Source organism: Candidatus Thorarchaeota archaeon (genome assembly GCA_013388835.1).
In the GTDB taxonomy this organism is placed as follows: domain Archaea; phylum Asgardarchaeota; class Thorarchaeia; order Thorarchaeales; family Thorarchaeaceae; genus JACAEL01.
Genome location: JACAEL010000012.1, coordinates 18,750 through 32,800 on the forward strand (window position 1 = coordinate 18,750; position 14,051 = coordinate 32,800).

The following is a 14,051-nucleotide window of genomic DNA, read 5'->3' on the forward strand; positions in this document are numbered from 1 at the left end:
GGACAGCACGATGCTGTATCTCTGAAGCGGTCAGTTGTCCCAGTAACGAAGTGCTTCATCTGCCTCCGCAGAGAGTCAGAACAGAGGCGGTCTGTGGATGGTGTTCCTGCCAACAGCCCACTTCCGAGGACCATGCGCACACCTGGACAACGGAGTGAGCGGAATGGTCAAGAATGAGGGTGGGTCATACGAGGGGATAATGTGACTCCAGACTCGAGATATCACGAGCTCGGTACAGATAGAGGGCTGAGAGAGTCCATAAAGGCCATCTTCGCGTGGCGAAACTACTCGGTCTATCTGGCCACATCATGGGCCTTCAGTGCCTTTGGTGTTCTGTTATGGTTGTTGAACCTTTATCTTTACCACATCGGCTGGAGCTACATGACGATTGGAGCAGTTCTCACTATCATGTCAGTTGTGTCCGCGCTCGCACGGCTTGTGGGGGGATACTTGGGCGACATAGCGGACAGAAAGAAACTGTCTGTACTAGCGATGCTTTTGGCGAGCGCATACATGGTCACTCTCGGTGTCTCAGTTGAGCTCAACATGATTGTTATAGGGCTCATGATGCTCTCACTGATGGATGTGGTCAAGGGGGGCTCGTCAGCGTACATCCTTGACAATGTGCCAAAAGACGACAGTGGCCTTGCCCTTGCGCTCTTCACTGCAGGCAGTGCACTGGGTGTCTTGACACTCTCGGCGCTCTGGTACGCAGTACCGATCATGGGCTTCGCCACTGCAATGCGCTTGCTGTTTCTTGTCGGCGGTGTTGTGCTTCTGTTCTGCACAGTCATTCGGGCCAGATTCCTGACCTCAAGCAAGTCCTCTAGGGACACTGACACGCCACATGACCTTCGCGACTTCATTGTGGCTAATGTGAGAGCTGCTCAATCAGTCCTTGCTATCATCCCCGGGGCCTTTCTGGTGGCATTCCTAGACAGCTTTAGTGACAGCCTCTTCCACTTTGGAGCATACATATACACCAATGAGGTGCTGGGGGTCTCAGTCCTAGGCATCATCATCATGGTGGCAACCATGTTACTGGTGTCAGTACCACTGATGCTCAAGGTTGGTCGAATATCGGACAGACACAACACAAGAAGAGCCGGACTGATTGTATACTCGCTCATGCCGTTCTCTGCAGTCGTACTCATCATGGCGCCATACGTGCCGTTGTGGGCAACACCTGAGATGCAGGCTGCTACAGATGCAATGCTACCAGGCCTAGGAGCAGTCTTCACAACACCGTTCGTTGCAATAACGCTGAAGCACGTCAGTGATCTGCTCTGGAGCTTGGTCCTGGTCACAATGATACAGAAGAGTCTTCCAAGCCACGACACCTCAAAGGTGCTGGCAGTATTCTGGTCTGTGGTCTACCTGTCTTCATCCTTTGCCCCCGCAATCGCCGGAGTGGTCTTCTCGCTACAGCCCTCACTAGTCTTTGCTATGGTGCTCGTTCTCAACATGACCATCATCATGCTTGTGTACAGATATGGTCTCACAGGTCTTGAACGGAACGGCAAGAGACTCCAACTAGATGGCCAGTCCTAGTGCGCCTCACAAGCAGACCTGAATAGTGGGTCCGGGAGCAGTTGCCCAGAAGTTGGACATTCTTGTACTGGTCGTGTACCAGTTGGCTGAGCCGAGCTTGATAGGTCCCGACGTCCTTGCCCACGCTCATGTTCACAGTGTCTCATGCTGTCACTGTGCTCGGTGTCTGTACCACGACGACTTGACGCTGGGAGGCCGCCGGGCTCCTGACGTGTCTGCGGACGCCGGGAGGCCACAGACGGGTCCCACTCGAAGAGGTCGCGCGACTGTCTGCCGTCCGGTGCTCTACCGGGCCTCTAGATCCGCTTCATCCTCATCCTCCCGACGGACCACAGGAAGAACATAAAAGTGGTACAAGGTCGGGACATCTAGAGTCCCACGGACGGTGATTCGAGATGATAATAGGCATGGTGAGCAAGTTCCATGCAGCGGATGGGCTGTGTGTCCGTGCCAACGCGGAACTTCGGGGACTTGTAAGAAGGAACCACGAGGTACATGTCTTCACGCGTTCGAACACCGTGCATTCACTCCCACCGGACAGAGTCCACAGGTTCAAAGCTCTGCCACTGAACCCCCATCTGTCTCTCGACCCACCAACTGTGATTGGAATGATTGCTCGCGAGTCAAGAAGATTGGGCGTGGAAGTGTTGAATGTCCAGATGAACTCGGGAACCACGGAGTTCGTGCTGCCGCACTTCAAGTCCAGTCTGCCCCCGTTGGTGGCCACATTCCATCTTGCCTACACCCGTGGCGTCGCGCTCCTCATGGCCAGCTACGCGATGGCGTGGGAAGCCAGCATTCGGGCTTGCCGACACTACGACCATGTGATTCTTGTCGACCCGGCGCAGAAGCCCTATTTTCTTAGAGGAGGTGTTCCAGAGGACTCGATATCGGTCATCAAGAATGGGGTCGATACTGACTTGTTCTCACCAGCGGCGAAGAAGAAAGAGGATGAAATCGTTGACTTCGCCTTTGTCGGACGACTCAATCACGACAAGGGCGCAGGCACTCTGCTGGATGCCTTTGCTGAGTATCACTCTGAGAACCCGCGTACCCGACTGACACTGGTAGGGGATGGCATACTCAAGACGCGCGTGGCGACCTGTGCTCGGGACGGGGCGGTCCGGTGGCTCGGTGTCGTTCCTCATGAGGAGATACCGAGACTGCTTCGGAAGGCGGACGTGTTCGTCATGCCTCAGCTGAACGGCGGCCTCAGCCTCAGCGTGATGGAGGCGATGAGCTGTGGGCTCCCGGTGATAACCACCGCAATCGGGGAGACCAAGAGACTCCTTAACGAGAGGGAGGGGGTCTTGATTGAACCGAACAACCGCAGTGAACTGATAGACGCGATGCGTATGCTGGCAGAGGACGAGAAACGTCGGTCATCGATGGGACGCGAGTGTAGAGAGAAGGTGCTCAGAGAGTACTCGTGGTACTCACAGGTCGAACGTATAGAGCGCGTCTATCAACAGGTGGTGTCCTAAGCGTGATGCTCAAGAGGAGAAACAGACAGTCAACGGCGCCAGAAGAAAGGTGAGCGAAGTGCTTGACCTGAAGTTCATTAGAGAAAACGTGGAGCTAGTCCGCGAAAACCTGCTCAGAAGGAGAGACGAAGCAAAGCTCAGGGAGTTTGAGCAGTTGTTGATACTCGACCAGCAGCTCAGAGACATCAACAAGAGAATACAGGACCTCAGGACTGATCGCAATCGACTGTCCAAGGAGGTGGGACAGAGAAAACAGAGAGGCGAGGATGCGTCAGAGATAGTCGAACAGGTCGGCAGGATAAATGACGACATTGCATCGTGCGAAGCAGAGGCCGACCGGATGGCCACTGAGATGCGTAGAATACAGATGAGCATCCCAAACATACTTCACGAGTCTGTCCCCTACGGGGCCAGCGAGGAGGACAACCTGGTCGTGAGCGAGTGGGGAGGCAAGCCAACACTGGACTTTGAATTCAAGAGCCATGTTGACCTGTTGGAGACGCTTCAGCTGGGGGACATCCCTAGGGCCGCCAAGATAGCGGGTGCACGGTTCTTCTTCCTCAAGAATGAGCTGGTACTTCTAGACTTGGCAATGCAGCTGCTGGCGCTTGAGATGCTCGCAAAGAAGGGGTTCACGCCAACATACCCACCGTTCATGATGCGACGTGAGGCCTACGAGGGCGTCACAGACCTGAGTGACTTTGAGAGTGTCATGTACAAGATTGAAGGAGAGGACCTGTATCTCATCGCCACATCAGAGCATCCAATGGCTTCAATGTATATGGGGGAGATCTTCGAGCCCACAGACCTACCAATCAGACTTGCAGGAGTGAGCACCAACTTCAGGAGGGAGGCAGGAGCTCATGGGAAGGACACCAAGGGCATCTTCAGAGTGCATCAGTTCACCAAGGTCGAGCAGTTCGTATTTAGTCACCCAGACGAGTCGTGGCAGATTCATGAGGAACTCAGGAAGAACATTGAGGAGTACTTCAGAAGACTGAGGCTGCCGTATCGGGTCGTAAATGTGTGTACTGGTGACATAGGTACGGTTGCAGCAAAGAAGTACGACCTTGAGGTCTGGATGCCGGGCCAGGGCAAGTACAGAGAGGCCGGCTCGTGCAGCAACTGTACTGCGTATCAGGCGACCAGACTGGGAATCAAGTACCGTATCAAGAAGGGCGGGACAGAGAAAGCGTACTTACATACGCTCAACAGTACAATGGTGGCCAATCCCAGGGCCATTGTGGCCATAATGGAGAACTTCCAGAGAGAAGATGGAAGCATAGAGGTACCTCAACCACTGCACAGATACTTGCCACGCTCCATGAGAGAGATTGTGCCGCGGAAGGGAGATGTGCAAGTCACGAGTTGACAGCGGTCTCGGTGGGGGAGCCTTCTTCAGACGCCTCCATGAGCCCTGGAAGGTAGTCCTCGGAGCCTTCGTGAACACGAATCATCGAAATCCATCCGAGCGGGATCATTGACGAGTAGACCGGTCTTCCAGGACCAACAGCTATGTAGTCCTCTCCAACAGAGATCACACGTACACCATGAGTCTCCTTGACCATTGCGCTGCGGTCCTCGGGATTACCATAGGCATTTGAACACAGAAAGATGTCAACCAGCACTTCTGAGTTGGCAACAGAACGCAGCAAATCTCTCCAAGTTCCGTTGAAGTCTAGTCCGGCCACGACCCGGTCCATTTCGAGACACCTCGAGCCTATTCTCAACAATCTATAGGTCGGAGACTTATAAAGGGGACTCTATGCAGGCCGCATCTTGCCTTCATCTGCGACAGAGTGGCAAGAGACGCCGGTCAAAGCCCGCTCTCAAGAGCCATGCGGACCGCATCATCAATGGTCCTCTGCAGCGCCTGCGGGAGGTCCGGTGTCTTGAGGTGCATGAAACCCCGCACAATCAGGGATGTGGCTTCATCCTCAGTGAGTCCACGAGACATCAGATAGTTCAGCTGGTCCGCACCAAGTTTTCCCACAGTGGCTTCATGGCTTAGCTCGACACCCTCGGCAGACGCCTCAAGTTGCGGTATGGCCATTATGCGGGCGGTTCCGCTCAGCAAGAGACCATTGCACTCAAGCCGGGCCTTGACCCCGTTGACGCGACCAACGAGGTCACCCCGTGCGACTATGTCAGAGGAGTCCGTCGCAATCGTTCTGGAGACCACCTTTCCTCTCGTTCCGGGAGCATCTAGGACCAGAGACCCACCAATGTCATACTTTGAGCTCTTGGAACCATAGACGACAGAGTACAGCTCAGCCCTTGCCCCGAGACCTACAAGACGGACCTTTGGGTATGTCTGAATCGAGTGGAGTGGACTCAGTACTGCATAGCTTGAAATGAAGGCGCCGCCCTCTTCAACAAGTGTTGCGGACCGGGGGCGGACATCCACCCGCTCACTCCAACGGTGTACCATGGTGAAGGTGAGCTTTGCATTCCTCTTGACATAGAACTCCGAGATACCCAGATGCAGCGACCGCTCGACCTCCCCAGGCGTCGCACAGCCGGTGATCACATGCAGTTCAGAGCCTTCTTCCGCAATGACGATGTTATGGACGTTCTGTGCAAGTCTGTCTTTCTTGATTATGAGACAACTCTGAACTGGCATCTGAATCTTGGCACCCGGCCCCGCGCGAATGAAGTACCCGTTATACTCGTTCAACCCACTTGCGGCTGTGTACTTGTCCGAGTCGACTGATACTGCCCTCCAGAAATAGTCGGAGAGCCACTCATACTTCTTGACCGCATCTCGGATTGACATTACCTCAATACCGGGCTCAAGCGTCATTACGCTCGCCAAGAAGCTCTCATTGTCGAACTGGGCGAATGCCCCGGCAGCATGAGATGCCTCCGGGTCGAAGCCCACCTGCGACACAAGCGCACGATCAGAGTCTGTCAGCGAGTCAACTTCCAGCGGGTTGCTTCCGGAGCCGCCAAACTCATACTGGTCAAGATCCAAGTCTGTACCATACTGGGCGGGTCGGTCCTTTGCAGCAGCGGCCTTCTTCTTGGATTGCTCATGGTCTCTCAAACTGCCTCATACCCCCTTTGTCAAGATGCCTCCATCAAGAACCGCTCGTAGCCCTTCGCCTCAATCTGTGGAATTATGCTCATGTCGCCAACGAAGGCCAGTCTTCCGTTCTGCAGGATGTACACCGTGTCCACCTCTACGAACTCAAGGATGTATCGGTGGTGGCTGATGATTACCATGGTAGTACCACCCTTCTCACGGATGGCTCTCAGCTCACGACCAACAGTCTTCAGCGAGTCGTAGTCCAGTCCGCTGTCTGGTTCATCGAGGAACATTATCTTCGGACGCATCGACAGCACTTGGAACAGCTCACTCCGCTTCGACTCACCGCCTGAGAAACCGTCGTTCAAGTCACGCCCTGCCAGATTCGCGATTCCAAGCCTGCTGAAGTCTTCAAAGAGTTCGGGCCTGCATCCACATGAGTCGCCCATCAGACCCGCTCGCGGCTCCACACATGCATAGTCCGGACATATCTTGCAGATGAACTCCTGAAGCTGTACGCCTGGGATTACGGGCGGCGTCTGGAATGCATAGGAGACCCCCATCCTCGCTCGCTCAGTTATGCTCTTCCTCAGGATAGACTCCCCATTCATGAGGATGTCTCCGCTCTTCACCTCGTACTCAGGGAGACCCATGACTGCCTTTGCCAGGGTTGACTTTCCAGATGCGTTTGGACCAAGAATCGCGTATACCTTTCCTCTCTCAAACTTCAGGTCCACTCCCCGTAGGATTGGGATGCCAGCTACTTCTACGCGCAGGCCACAGGTCTCCAACAGAGGCTTTTCAGACATCGATCACACTTGGTAGATACTGCTAGGCGTTGCGCACTTATGCGTATTGTCTAGACCATGGACTCACTTCTTTGTGTAAGTCCCCATGATCTTCGCCTTGGAGAGCGCGTTGGCTTCGCAGAGTTCTCTGAAGTTCTTCTTGCTGACAGACTCCAGCTTCGGAACCTTGAGGGCGTACAGCGTAAAGAAGTATCTGTGAGTACCGGAAGGTGGTGCAGGACCGCCCCACTCCGTGATGCCGAAGTCATTCTTGACAAGATGACCGGGGACGGGACCTCCGCTTGGTATGGAAGTCACATCGGGAGGTATACCGTGGACCAGCCAGTGAATCCAGTCACCGACAGGTGCATCTGGGTCGTTGCATAGCAGGGCAAGGCTCTTCGTTCCCTCCGGGACTCCATCCCATGCCAGATGTGGACTACGGTTGTCCCTGCGATAGGCACACTTGTCGGGAATAGGTTGCCCATCCTTGAAGTCGTCGCTCCATATGCGCATGACTAGACCTCCACTGAATAATAGACACGGAGGAGGTACTTATGTCTTCCACCAAGGAGACGAATCACCATGCTTATAGGCCGCGGGCAAGTAGTTCTGAGCGGGATGCCATTGACGACAGTACAGGAATCGTTTGAGAAGCTGATCTCTCTTGCAATAGAGAGAGAAGAAGAGGCATACGAGTTCTACACCGAGGCTGCCAAGAAGGCAGAACTGACCTCATCCGCAAAGCTGCTGAAGGAACTGGCGAAGCAAGAGGTCAAACACAAGGAGAAGCTAATGAAGGCTCTCAAAGGCGATGTGTGCGACACTTTTGGTTGTACAATGGAAGAGCTGGAGAGAAGAGACCTGAACAAGTACCTTCTTGACATTCCGTTGGCGCCCTCGGCCACTCCTCAGGAGCTGCTCATCATAGCCATGAAGCGAGAGGAGGCTTCTTTCAACTTCTATAAGTCGTTGTCAGAGCTCACTGGAAACGCCTCTCACAGGGGAGTCTTTGAGACCCTCGCGAAGGAAGAGAACCAGCACAAGGACCGTCTACAGGAGCTGTACGACAAGCACTTCCAACCCTGGATGTAAGACGAGCACGAGGGAGGGAGTACCCCCGCAAGTGTCTACTGTCAGGTCCTGTGCAATAGGGGCGCCGCAATGAATGTGAGACCGTGCTTGGTGAGCTCTCTAGCGGTCCGGTTAACTGCTGCATGCTTATCGAGGTAGTTCTGCAGTAGCAGAGGCATGTGTCCAGCAGCCTCGATCTCGGACTTCGCTCTGAAGTAGTCCAAGATGTCGCTCCTGTGCTCCCGCGTGACTTCCACATCAGGAGGACCGCCCTCGTGTTTCGCGCTGACGTTTCGGACATGGTCGGCCAGTTTGATTAGTTCCGGCAGTCGGTCGTAGGGCTGCCGTACTATGCTCTTGTATGTCTCAGTTATGTGGTGTTCCAGACGCACAACATCCTCAAAGCCAAACCACTTTCGCACCTGAGCGGCTAGCTCTATTGTCTCATTGTTTACGCTGTTGGACAGATTGAAGCCAATGAGAGGGGTTGTGCCGTCCGGACGACTGAATAGCTTCGCGGTCATGAGAGTCCACAGACAGGCGAAGGGATTGTCATTTCCCATGTAGACAGAGATCTTGAACTCCATGTCGATGCCCAGTTTGTGCATCATGTAACCTATTAGGACGCTCCCTGGGTTGACATTCAGAACCTGCTTGACTCCGTATGTTGTGTAGTAATGCAGGTATTCGTCCGCCCACTTCAGTGGGAAGTCATTTGGCATTCCAACACCACCAAAGTAGCCCGTTATGGTCTCTGGACCACCGAGATGTACGTTGGCCGGTGCACCGTCAGGACCGGGCTTGGTTCCCCTAGTGTCGAGTGTCTCAACATAGGAGGAGCCGACAATCTGCATGCCCGCAGCAAATGCAAGCACATGGTCATCGGCAGTCTGTTCAGCCATGTTGCGTACACGGATGAACCGTCCAGGCATCAAGTCTTGATTCGCTATCGAGGTCTTGGCCTCCTCAATCAACCATGGGAAGTACTGACAGGCGCTAATCTCAAGGGTCACGGCAAACGAGTCATCAGACTTGAAACTCTCAGCACGTTCACCGAGCACCTTGCGTCGGTACTCAGGGACTGATATGAAGGCGTCATTATCTCGCTGCTCCTGAAGCCATGTCAGGTCGCGCACGAACGGCGACTTCTTTGCCTCCAACTTCTTCATCAACACGTCAAGTCGTCGGGCTTCGGTCGCGCGCCTGTTGATCTCTTCAACACCGCCATACTTGTCAATGATTCCAAGCAGGCCATTCACAAGTGGGTTGTCCGCACTAGTCAGGAATGCATTGAGCTCGTCGAGTATGTGACGGTCAATTGTTAAACTCATTCGGTCGGTCATGGCTAGGTCATCCCGTATCTTGTTGGCGTGGAGTACCAGTTGATGAGTAGAGGAGAATGGTAACAAGCCACAGATAAACAATTCTGACCAACCGGACACCAGACACTTCAGAAGGGCTCACTGCGAGCTGTCTGGCATGTCTTCCTCAGGCGGTCCATGTAGAGAATCAGTGACGAGTGAACGAATCCTGGGACCGAAGGCAGCGGTGAAGGTGCCACCTACTGTCACCTGAATACTGTTGACAAGGACGAGTTCCGCCACTGCAGGCTCAATTCCGAGAAGGAACACCTCGGCGACAAAGTACCCTGTGAGCATAGCACACGCTCCAAGAACGATACCTAGCAGATCCCACTTGGTGAGCCGGCTAGGGGTACTAGACTTGAGACTGAAGTAGCCCACGACTAGGCCTTCTGTCCCCTTAGAAACTAGAGTCACTGGTGCAAACATATGGTAGCCCAGAGCAATGTCGGCCATTGCAGACCCCACCCCACCGGCAAACAACCCGCCCACGGGTCCAAGGACCATGCCTGAAAGCATGACCAGCACATCACCAAAGTTCAGGTACCCGCCCCAAGGAAATGGAATGGCAATCACAACAGTCGCAACTGTTGTCAGACCGGTCATGATTGCGACTAGTACAATTCCGGTGGTGTAACTCAGCGGACCAAGTGCCCTTAGGCTCATCCATATCACTCTTCCATGTGCGGCGACTGGGCCCTTGTATATATAAGTTCGAGCCTATATATAGGCTGCACAAATGTCGCTTGCAGAAGGGCTCCAGTGTAGCACTTGTGGGCGATTCCCGAGTTCCCCAAGAGCACGCCGCTGCGACAGATGCGGCAGCAGTCTCAATGTGAGATATGACCTTGAAACAGCCAAGGAGTATCTGACTCGAGATGTTCTGGAACGAAGGAGACCCGGACTGTGGAAGTACGAAGAGATTCTACCTCTCAGAAACCCGGAGATGAGAGTTTCTCTGGGAGAGGGAGGGACATTTCTTCACAGGTGCATACGACTCGCAGACGAGTTCGGTTTGAGTCAGCTTAGCCTCAAGGACGAGACCATGAATCCGACGGGGGCGTTTCTCGACAGGGGGATGTCTGTCGAGGTCTCTGTGGCTCGGGAGAACGGAGTGGGCGGACTGAGCTGTGGTTCGACAGGTAACTTGGCGGTCTCACTGGTTGCGTACGCAGCAAGAGCCGGCATCAGGACCAAGGTGTTCTTCGCTCATGGCGACAGCGTTGATGTGGGAAAGTTCTACCAGATACTGGCATACGGTCCGGAACTCGAGATTGTGGGAGAACGTGAGGATGGCGAGAAGAGAGCCGAGAGCCTTGGGGACGGATGGCATCCGGTTCTCCCTGTCAATCCCAACTTCCTTGAGGGAGTACGCACAACCGCGTTCGAGATCTCTGAACAGTGCGGCTGGGAATTACCCGACTGGCTTGTCGTCCCGATGGGCAGCGGGGGACACATCTCCAGAATCTGGAAGGCTCTGCGTGAACTCACCGAACTGGGTCTGATTGGCGGCCATCTACCAAGGCTTGTTGGCGTCCAGACGAAGGGCTGTCAGCCGATAGTACAGTCGTTTGTGGCTGGCTCGAGAGAGGTGATGACGTGCGATGCTGGCTCCACGATAGCCCTAGACATTGCCGTTGGAGAACCTCTGTGTGGCACTGATGCACTCAAGGCAATAAGAGAGTCAGGTGGGCTCGCCCTGAGCGTGTCGGACAGAGACACTCTTGCTTCAATCGGGCTGCTTGCGAAGCGTGAGGGCGTCTTTGTCGAGCCTGCATCCGCAACCACTATCGCGGCACTCAGTGATATGCTGGCCAGCGGCCAGATAGACCGGTCTGACAGTGTGGTTTGCGTGGTCACCGGGATGGGGCTGAAGTACCCGGAGATTGCACGAAGCCTCGTCAAGGGCAGGCCACAGCTTGAAGACCTGCTGGGCAGATACGAGGGACGAAGTTACACAACCGAGATTGGTAGGACCAAGCAGGTCATACTCCAGATCCTGATGGCTGGCGAGTCATATGGCTACGAGCTTTGGAAGAGAATGAGCAGGGAGCGTGGAATCGCTGTGCGAATACCAAGTGTCTACCAGCACCTCTCGGAACTCAGAAGGGGCGGACTGGTACATGTTGTCCGTACTGAGAGAAGCTATGACAAGAGGACTCGGCACTACTACGGGCTTACCGACACGGGATGGTCAGTTGCGAGGCAGTTGTCGGAACTCTCAAGAGAGGGCACTGCAGCCCATAGGCGAAGTGTTTTATCAGACCATGAACAATGTCAGGACTAGGCAGATGATGTCTGCCTAAGAGCGAGAAGAGGCCGAAGATAGATGTCAAAGAACTGGATGCAGACAGACGACTTCAAGAAGGAGAAGCATGTACCGGTCATCAGTGTCGAGAAGAAGGGGCAGGATCTCTATCATATCACTATCACTGTGGGAAAGGAGATTCCACACCCCAACACTACTGCACATCACATCAAGTGGTGCGACCTGTTCTTCTGGGCAGAGGGAGAGAAGTTCCCGGTCGAAGTCGGGTACTGTACATTCGACCACCACGGGGAGTCGGTACAGGGAGCGGACACCAGCAAGATGTATTCGGAGCCCCATACCGTCTTCGCGTTCAAGACTCAGAAGTCAGGTACATTGATGGCCACAGCCTACTGCAACATACATGGGCTATGGAAGAGCGAGATGGAACTCAAGGCATAGACACCTCTCTCACGGGACTGCACGACGTGCTGCAGTCCCCGTATTCAGTTCCGGTGCTCAGAGAACAAGTGTTCGCCAATCACTGCGCAGCTCAGACCGCCTCAAGATGCGCATTCCACAGTGTGCTTCCATCGAGTAGTCGGGAGGCGCGCACTCGTTTCCCCACGAAGACCGCATACTTTCCCGAGTCATGGTCGGGAGAAACTGCAGCGTAGGGCATTATCGCGGACAGTGTGTATTGATGTCTATCATCCGTCCATACGACATACCGATTGATGTGTTTCCGAACAATGCCTGTGACCGTGACTTCCTTCAAGGGGGTGTCAGGCATACTATACGCGATTGGCACAGTTAATCTTTCCGCCAAGTGTGACATTGACGGCAACTGTGAACCACCCATCGCAGAGTCGATTCGTATCAGAACAGAGCAGCCGGTGGATTGGGACTCTCATTGCCATGCATTGCGAGACTGACAGAGGGAATCGCATCTCTCGAAGGACACCTTCGCAGCACAGAACGCAGTCTAGGAGAGGGGGTCTTCGTCTGTGGGGGGTACTCGTTCCGGTCGGACCTTGGCATACAGGAAGCCGCCCTCAACAAGACGACAGACCAGACTTCTGAATCCTGGACACTTGCTCCATCGCATCTTGTAGTCACAGGCCTCGCATTCACGAGTCATCTCTAAGAGACGTTTCCCATTGAGTAGAGTCACCGCGACAAGGTAGAGTGTGAAGATGGCTAGGACCTTTACATCGATGGCGTACCAGATGTCACCACCACGAAGCAGCAACGAGAAGGAAACACCTGCAAATCCCGAACCGAGTAGCAGTTTGGCTCCGACCTTGATTCGATGTCTGTCAGTGAGATGGGTCATACTCAGAACAAAGGACAGAGCGACTGCAGACAGGCCAACCCAGAAGAGAGGGAGAGACATGGCTAGCTTCGGGCATACAAGCCAAGTGAGGAGAATCAACACAGAAGTAGAAACGAAAGAAATGGTGTTGAAAAAGCAACCTGTGCACCAAGTCCTTCCTCTGAATTGGAAGGTGTGTTCAGAAAAGTTCGTGCAAAAAGGATGATGGGCAGTTAGGAATGGACCGACCTGCTTGAGGAAACTCACGGGATGGCGAACGAGCGCCGTGCTATTGAATACGAGGCGACCTCTTGTCGGGTCGTCCAGGACTTCAGCACATGACCGTGCGTCTGCCGCCGCAGAACCGCCTTCCTTCACTGCCACTTGTTGAGTTACTCCGTTCTAACTCGAGTGCTGGAACCAACTATCACGGGAATGTGAACGTAGTTGGCATCAGAGCTCCAAACAGAATTGCAAGGCCACCGGGTATGAGGAGAAGAATAACGAAGAATGCTATCGCTGAGATGATCATACACAGAAGCCATGCGACAATTGCACCGCCCCAACCAACACCATGACGGGTCTTTATCAGGTACCACGATATGACACAGCCAAGTAGTGGAATCCATCCAAGGAGTGCCATCCCAAGCGCCGTGACAAAGGTGGTTCCAAGTTCTCGGTTTGTGCCGTTGACAAAACCGAGTGCGATGCCGAGGAAGATTGCATAGATGATTATGGAGATTATGATGAAAATCGCCACAATCATCAGCAGTCCACCAAGGAGTAGTTCTAGTTGCATATCTCCAGTCTCCTGTCCATTTTCATGGACTTGGGGTTTGGTAGGAGTCACGCTGACATAAAAGCATGACGACTCTTGGTATTCGGTTGCGGAAGTCACGTCCAGAGTCTGAAGAACCTGAACTCCGGGTACCTGTTAACACTGGCAACGAATGCTCGTGCTCAGAAAGCATACGAGAGGGCTGGATTCAAGAGGGCTGGCATCTTCAGGCAGGCAATGTTCACAGAGGGTCGTTTTGTCGACTTTGTCGCGATGGACATTCTCAAGGAGGAGTTCTTGGAGAAGTATCCACCTGGGGCGCGTGTTGGAGAAGCACCATAGTGGTGGATACGGAGCTGCTTAATCTTTTGAAGGGTTCATAAACCGTTTCTGGCGAAAGTGGACAGTCCCGGCACTCGGAATA

The 14,051-nt window shown here is 53.9% G+C and carries 16 protein-coding genes; 7 read left to right on the forward strand and 9 right to left on the reverse strand.

Going from position 1 to position 14,051, the window contains the following annotated elements:
• Window positions 1-201 precede the first annotated feature (201 nt).
• The 3 genes from HXY34_01700 to serS all read left to right on the forward strand — a co-directional run bounded on the left by HXY34_01700 (window position 202) and on the right by serS (window position 4,407).
• Window positions 202-1,551 carry an MFS transporter gene (locus tag HXY34_01700; protein ID NWF94835.1) on the forward strand — a complete coding sequence of 450 codons (1,350 nt, stop codon included), beginning with the start codon at window positions 202-204 and terminating at the stop codon, window positions 1,549-1,551.
• Window positions 1,552-1,946: 395 nt separating this feature from the next.
• Complete coding sequence (locus HXY34_01705; GenBank protein ID NWF94836.1) at window positions 1,947-3,035, forward strand: glycosyltransferase family 4 protein; 1,089 nt, start codon at window positions 1,947-1,949, stop codon at window positions 3,033-3,035.
• 58 nt (window positions 3,036-3,093) lie between these two features.
• Window positions 3,094-4,407 (forward strand): serine--tRNA ligase, encoded by a 1,314-nt coding sequence (serS, locus tag HXY34_01710; protein NWF94837.1) that lies wholly within the window; start codon window positions 3,094-3,096, stop codon window positions 4,405-4,407.
• On the opposite strand, the gene HXY34_01715 is transcribed toward serS, so the two are convergent.
• The 4 genes from HXY34_01715 to HXY34_01730 form a co-directional block, all read right to left on the reverse strand.
• Window positions 4,397-4,738, reverse strand: coding sequence for a hypothetical protein (locus HXY34_01715; GenBank protein ID NWF94838.1), 342 nt, complete (start codon window positions 4,736-4,738; stop codon window positions 4,397-4,399). The genes serS and HXY34_01715 overlap by 11 nt on opposite strands.
• 113 nt (window positions 4,739-4,851) lie before the next feature.
• Window positions 4,852-6,081, reverse strand: a complete 1,230-nt coding sequence (locus HXY34_01720) for a SufD family Fe-S cluster assembly protein (GenBank protein NWF94839.1) — start codon at window positions 6,079-6,081, stop codon at window positions 4,852-4,854.
• Window positions 6,082-6,101: 20 nt separating this feature from the next.
• On the reverse strand, window positions 6,102-6,872 hold the full coding sequence (sufC, locus tag HXY34_01725; GenBank protein NWF94840.1) for a Fe-S cluster assembly ATPase SufC: 771 nt from the start codon (window positions 6,870-6,872) through the stop codon (window positions 6,102-6,104).
• A 63-nt stretch (window positions 6,873-6,935) separates the two neighbouring features.
• Window positions 6,936-7,367 carry a YbhB/YbcL family Raf kinase inhibitor-like protein gene (locus HXY34_01730; GenBank protein NWF94841.1) on the reverse strand — a complete coding sequence of 144 codons (432 nt, stop codon included), beginning with the start codon at window positions 7,365-7,367 and terminating at the stop codon, window positions 6,936-6,938.
• Between the two features lie 69 nt (window positions 7,368-7,436).
• On the opposite strand from HXY34_01730, the gene HXY34_01735 reads away from it, so the two are divergent.
• On the forward strand, window positions 7,437-7,946 hold the full coding sequence (locus HXY34_01735; GenBank protein NWF94842.1) for a ferritin family protein: 510 nt from the start codon (window positions 7,437-7,439) through the stop codon (window positions 7,944-7,946).
• A gap of 41 nt (window positions 7,947-7,987) precedes the next feature.
• On the opposite strand, the gene HXY34_01740 is transcribed toward HXY34_01735, so the two are convergent.
• Together HXY34_01740 and HXY34_01745 are read right to left on the reverse strand one after the other, a co-directional pair.
• Window positions 7,988-9,256 carry a hypothetical protein gene (locus HXY34_01740; protein ID NWF94843.1) on the reverse strand — a complete coding sequence of 423 codons (1,269 nt, stop codon included), beginning with the start codon at window positions 9,254-9,256 and terminating at the stop codon, window positions 7,988-7,990.
• A gap of 129 nt (window positions 9,257-9,385) precedes the next feature.
• Window positions 9,386-9,952 (reverse strand): ECF transporter S component, encoded by a 567-nt coding sequence (locus HXY34_01745; protein NWF94844.1) that lies wholly within the window; start codon window positions 9,950-9,952, stop codon window positions 9,386-9,388.
• 73 nt (window positions 9,953-10,025) lie between these two features.
• Here HXY34_01745 and HXY34_01750 point away from each other — a divergent pair, with 73 nt between their 5' ends.
• Window positions 10,026-11,573 (forward strand): threonine synthase, encoded by a 1,548-nt coding sequence (locus tag HXY34_01750; protein NWF94845.1) that lies wholly within the window; start codon window positions 10,026-10,028, stop codon window positions 11,571-11,573.
• Window positions 11,574-11,615: 42 nt separating this feature from the next.
• Window positions 11,616-11,996, forward strand: coding sequence for a superoxide reductase (locus tag HXY34_01755; protein NWF94846.1), 381 nt, complete (start codon window positions 11,616-11,618; stop codon window positions 11,994-11,996).
• Window positions 11,997-12,087: 91 nt separating this feature from the next.
• Here the strand turns inward: HXY34_01755 and HXY34_01760 are convergent, their stop codons facing one another.
• The 3 genes from HXY34_01760 to HXY34_01770 form a co-directional block, all read right to left on the reverse strand.
• A complete protein-coding gene (locus HXY34_01760; protein ID NWF94847.1) occupies window positions 12,088-12,381 on the reverse strand; it encodes a hypothetical protein in 294 nt (97 codons plus the stop codon).
• 138 nt (window positions 12,382-12,519) lie between these two features.
• A complete protein-coding gene (locus HXY34_01765) occupies window positions 12,520-12,930 on the reverse strand; it encodes a hypothetical protein (protein ID NWF94848.1) in 411 nt (136 codons plus the stop codon).
• Window positions 12,931-13,276: 346 nt separating this feature from the next.
• Complete coding sequence (locus HXY34_01770) at window positions 13,277-13,648, reverse strand: hypothetical protein (GenBank protein NWF94849.1); 372 nt, start codon at window positions 13,646-13,648, stop codon at window positions 13,277-13,279.
• A 75-nt stretch (window positions 13,649-13,723) separates the two neighbouring features.
• Between HXY34_01770 and HXY34_01775 the strand changes: the two genes are divergently transcribed.
• A complete protein-coding gene (locus HXY34_01775; GenBank protein ID NWF94850.1) occupies window positions 13,724-13,969 on the forward strand; it encodes a GNAT family N-acetyltransferase in 246 nt (81 codons plus the stop codon).
• Window positions 13,970-14,051 lie beyond the last annotated feature (82 nt).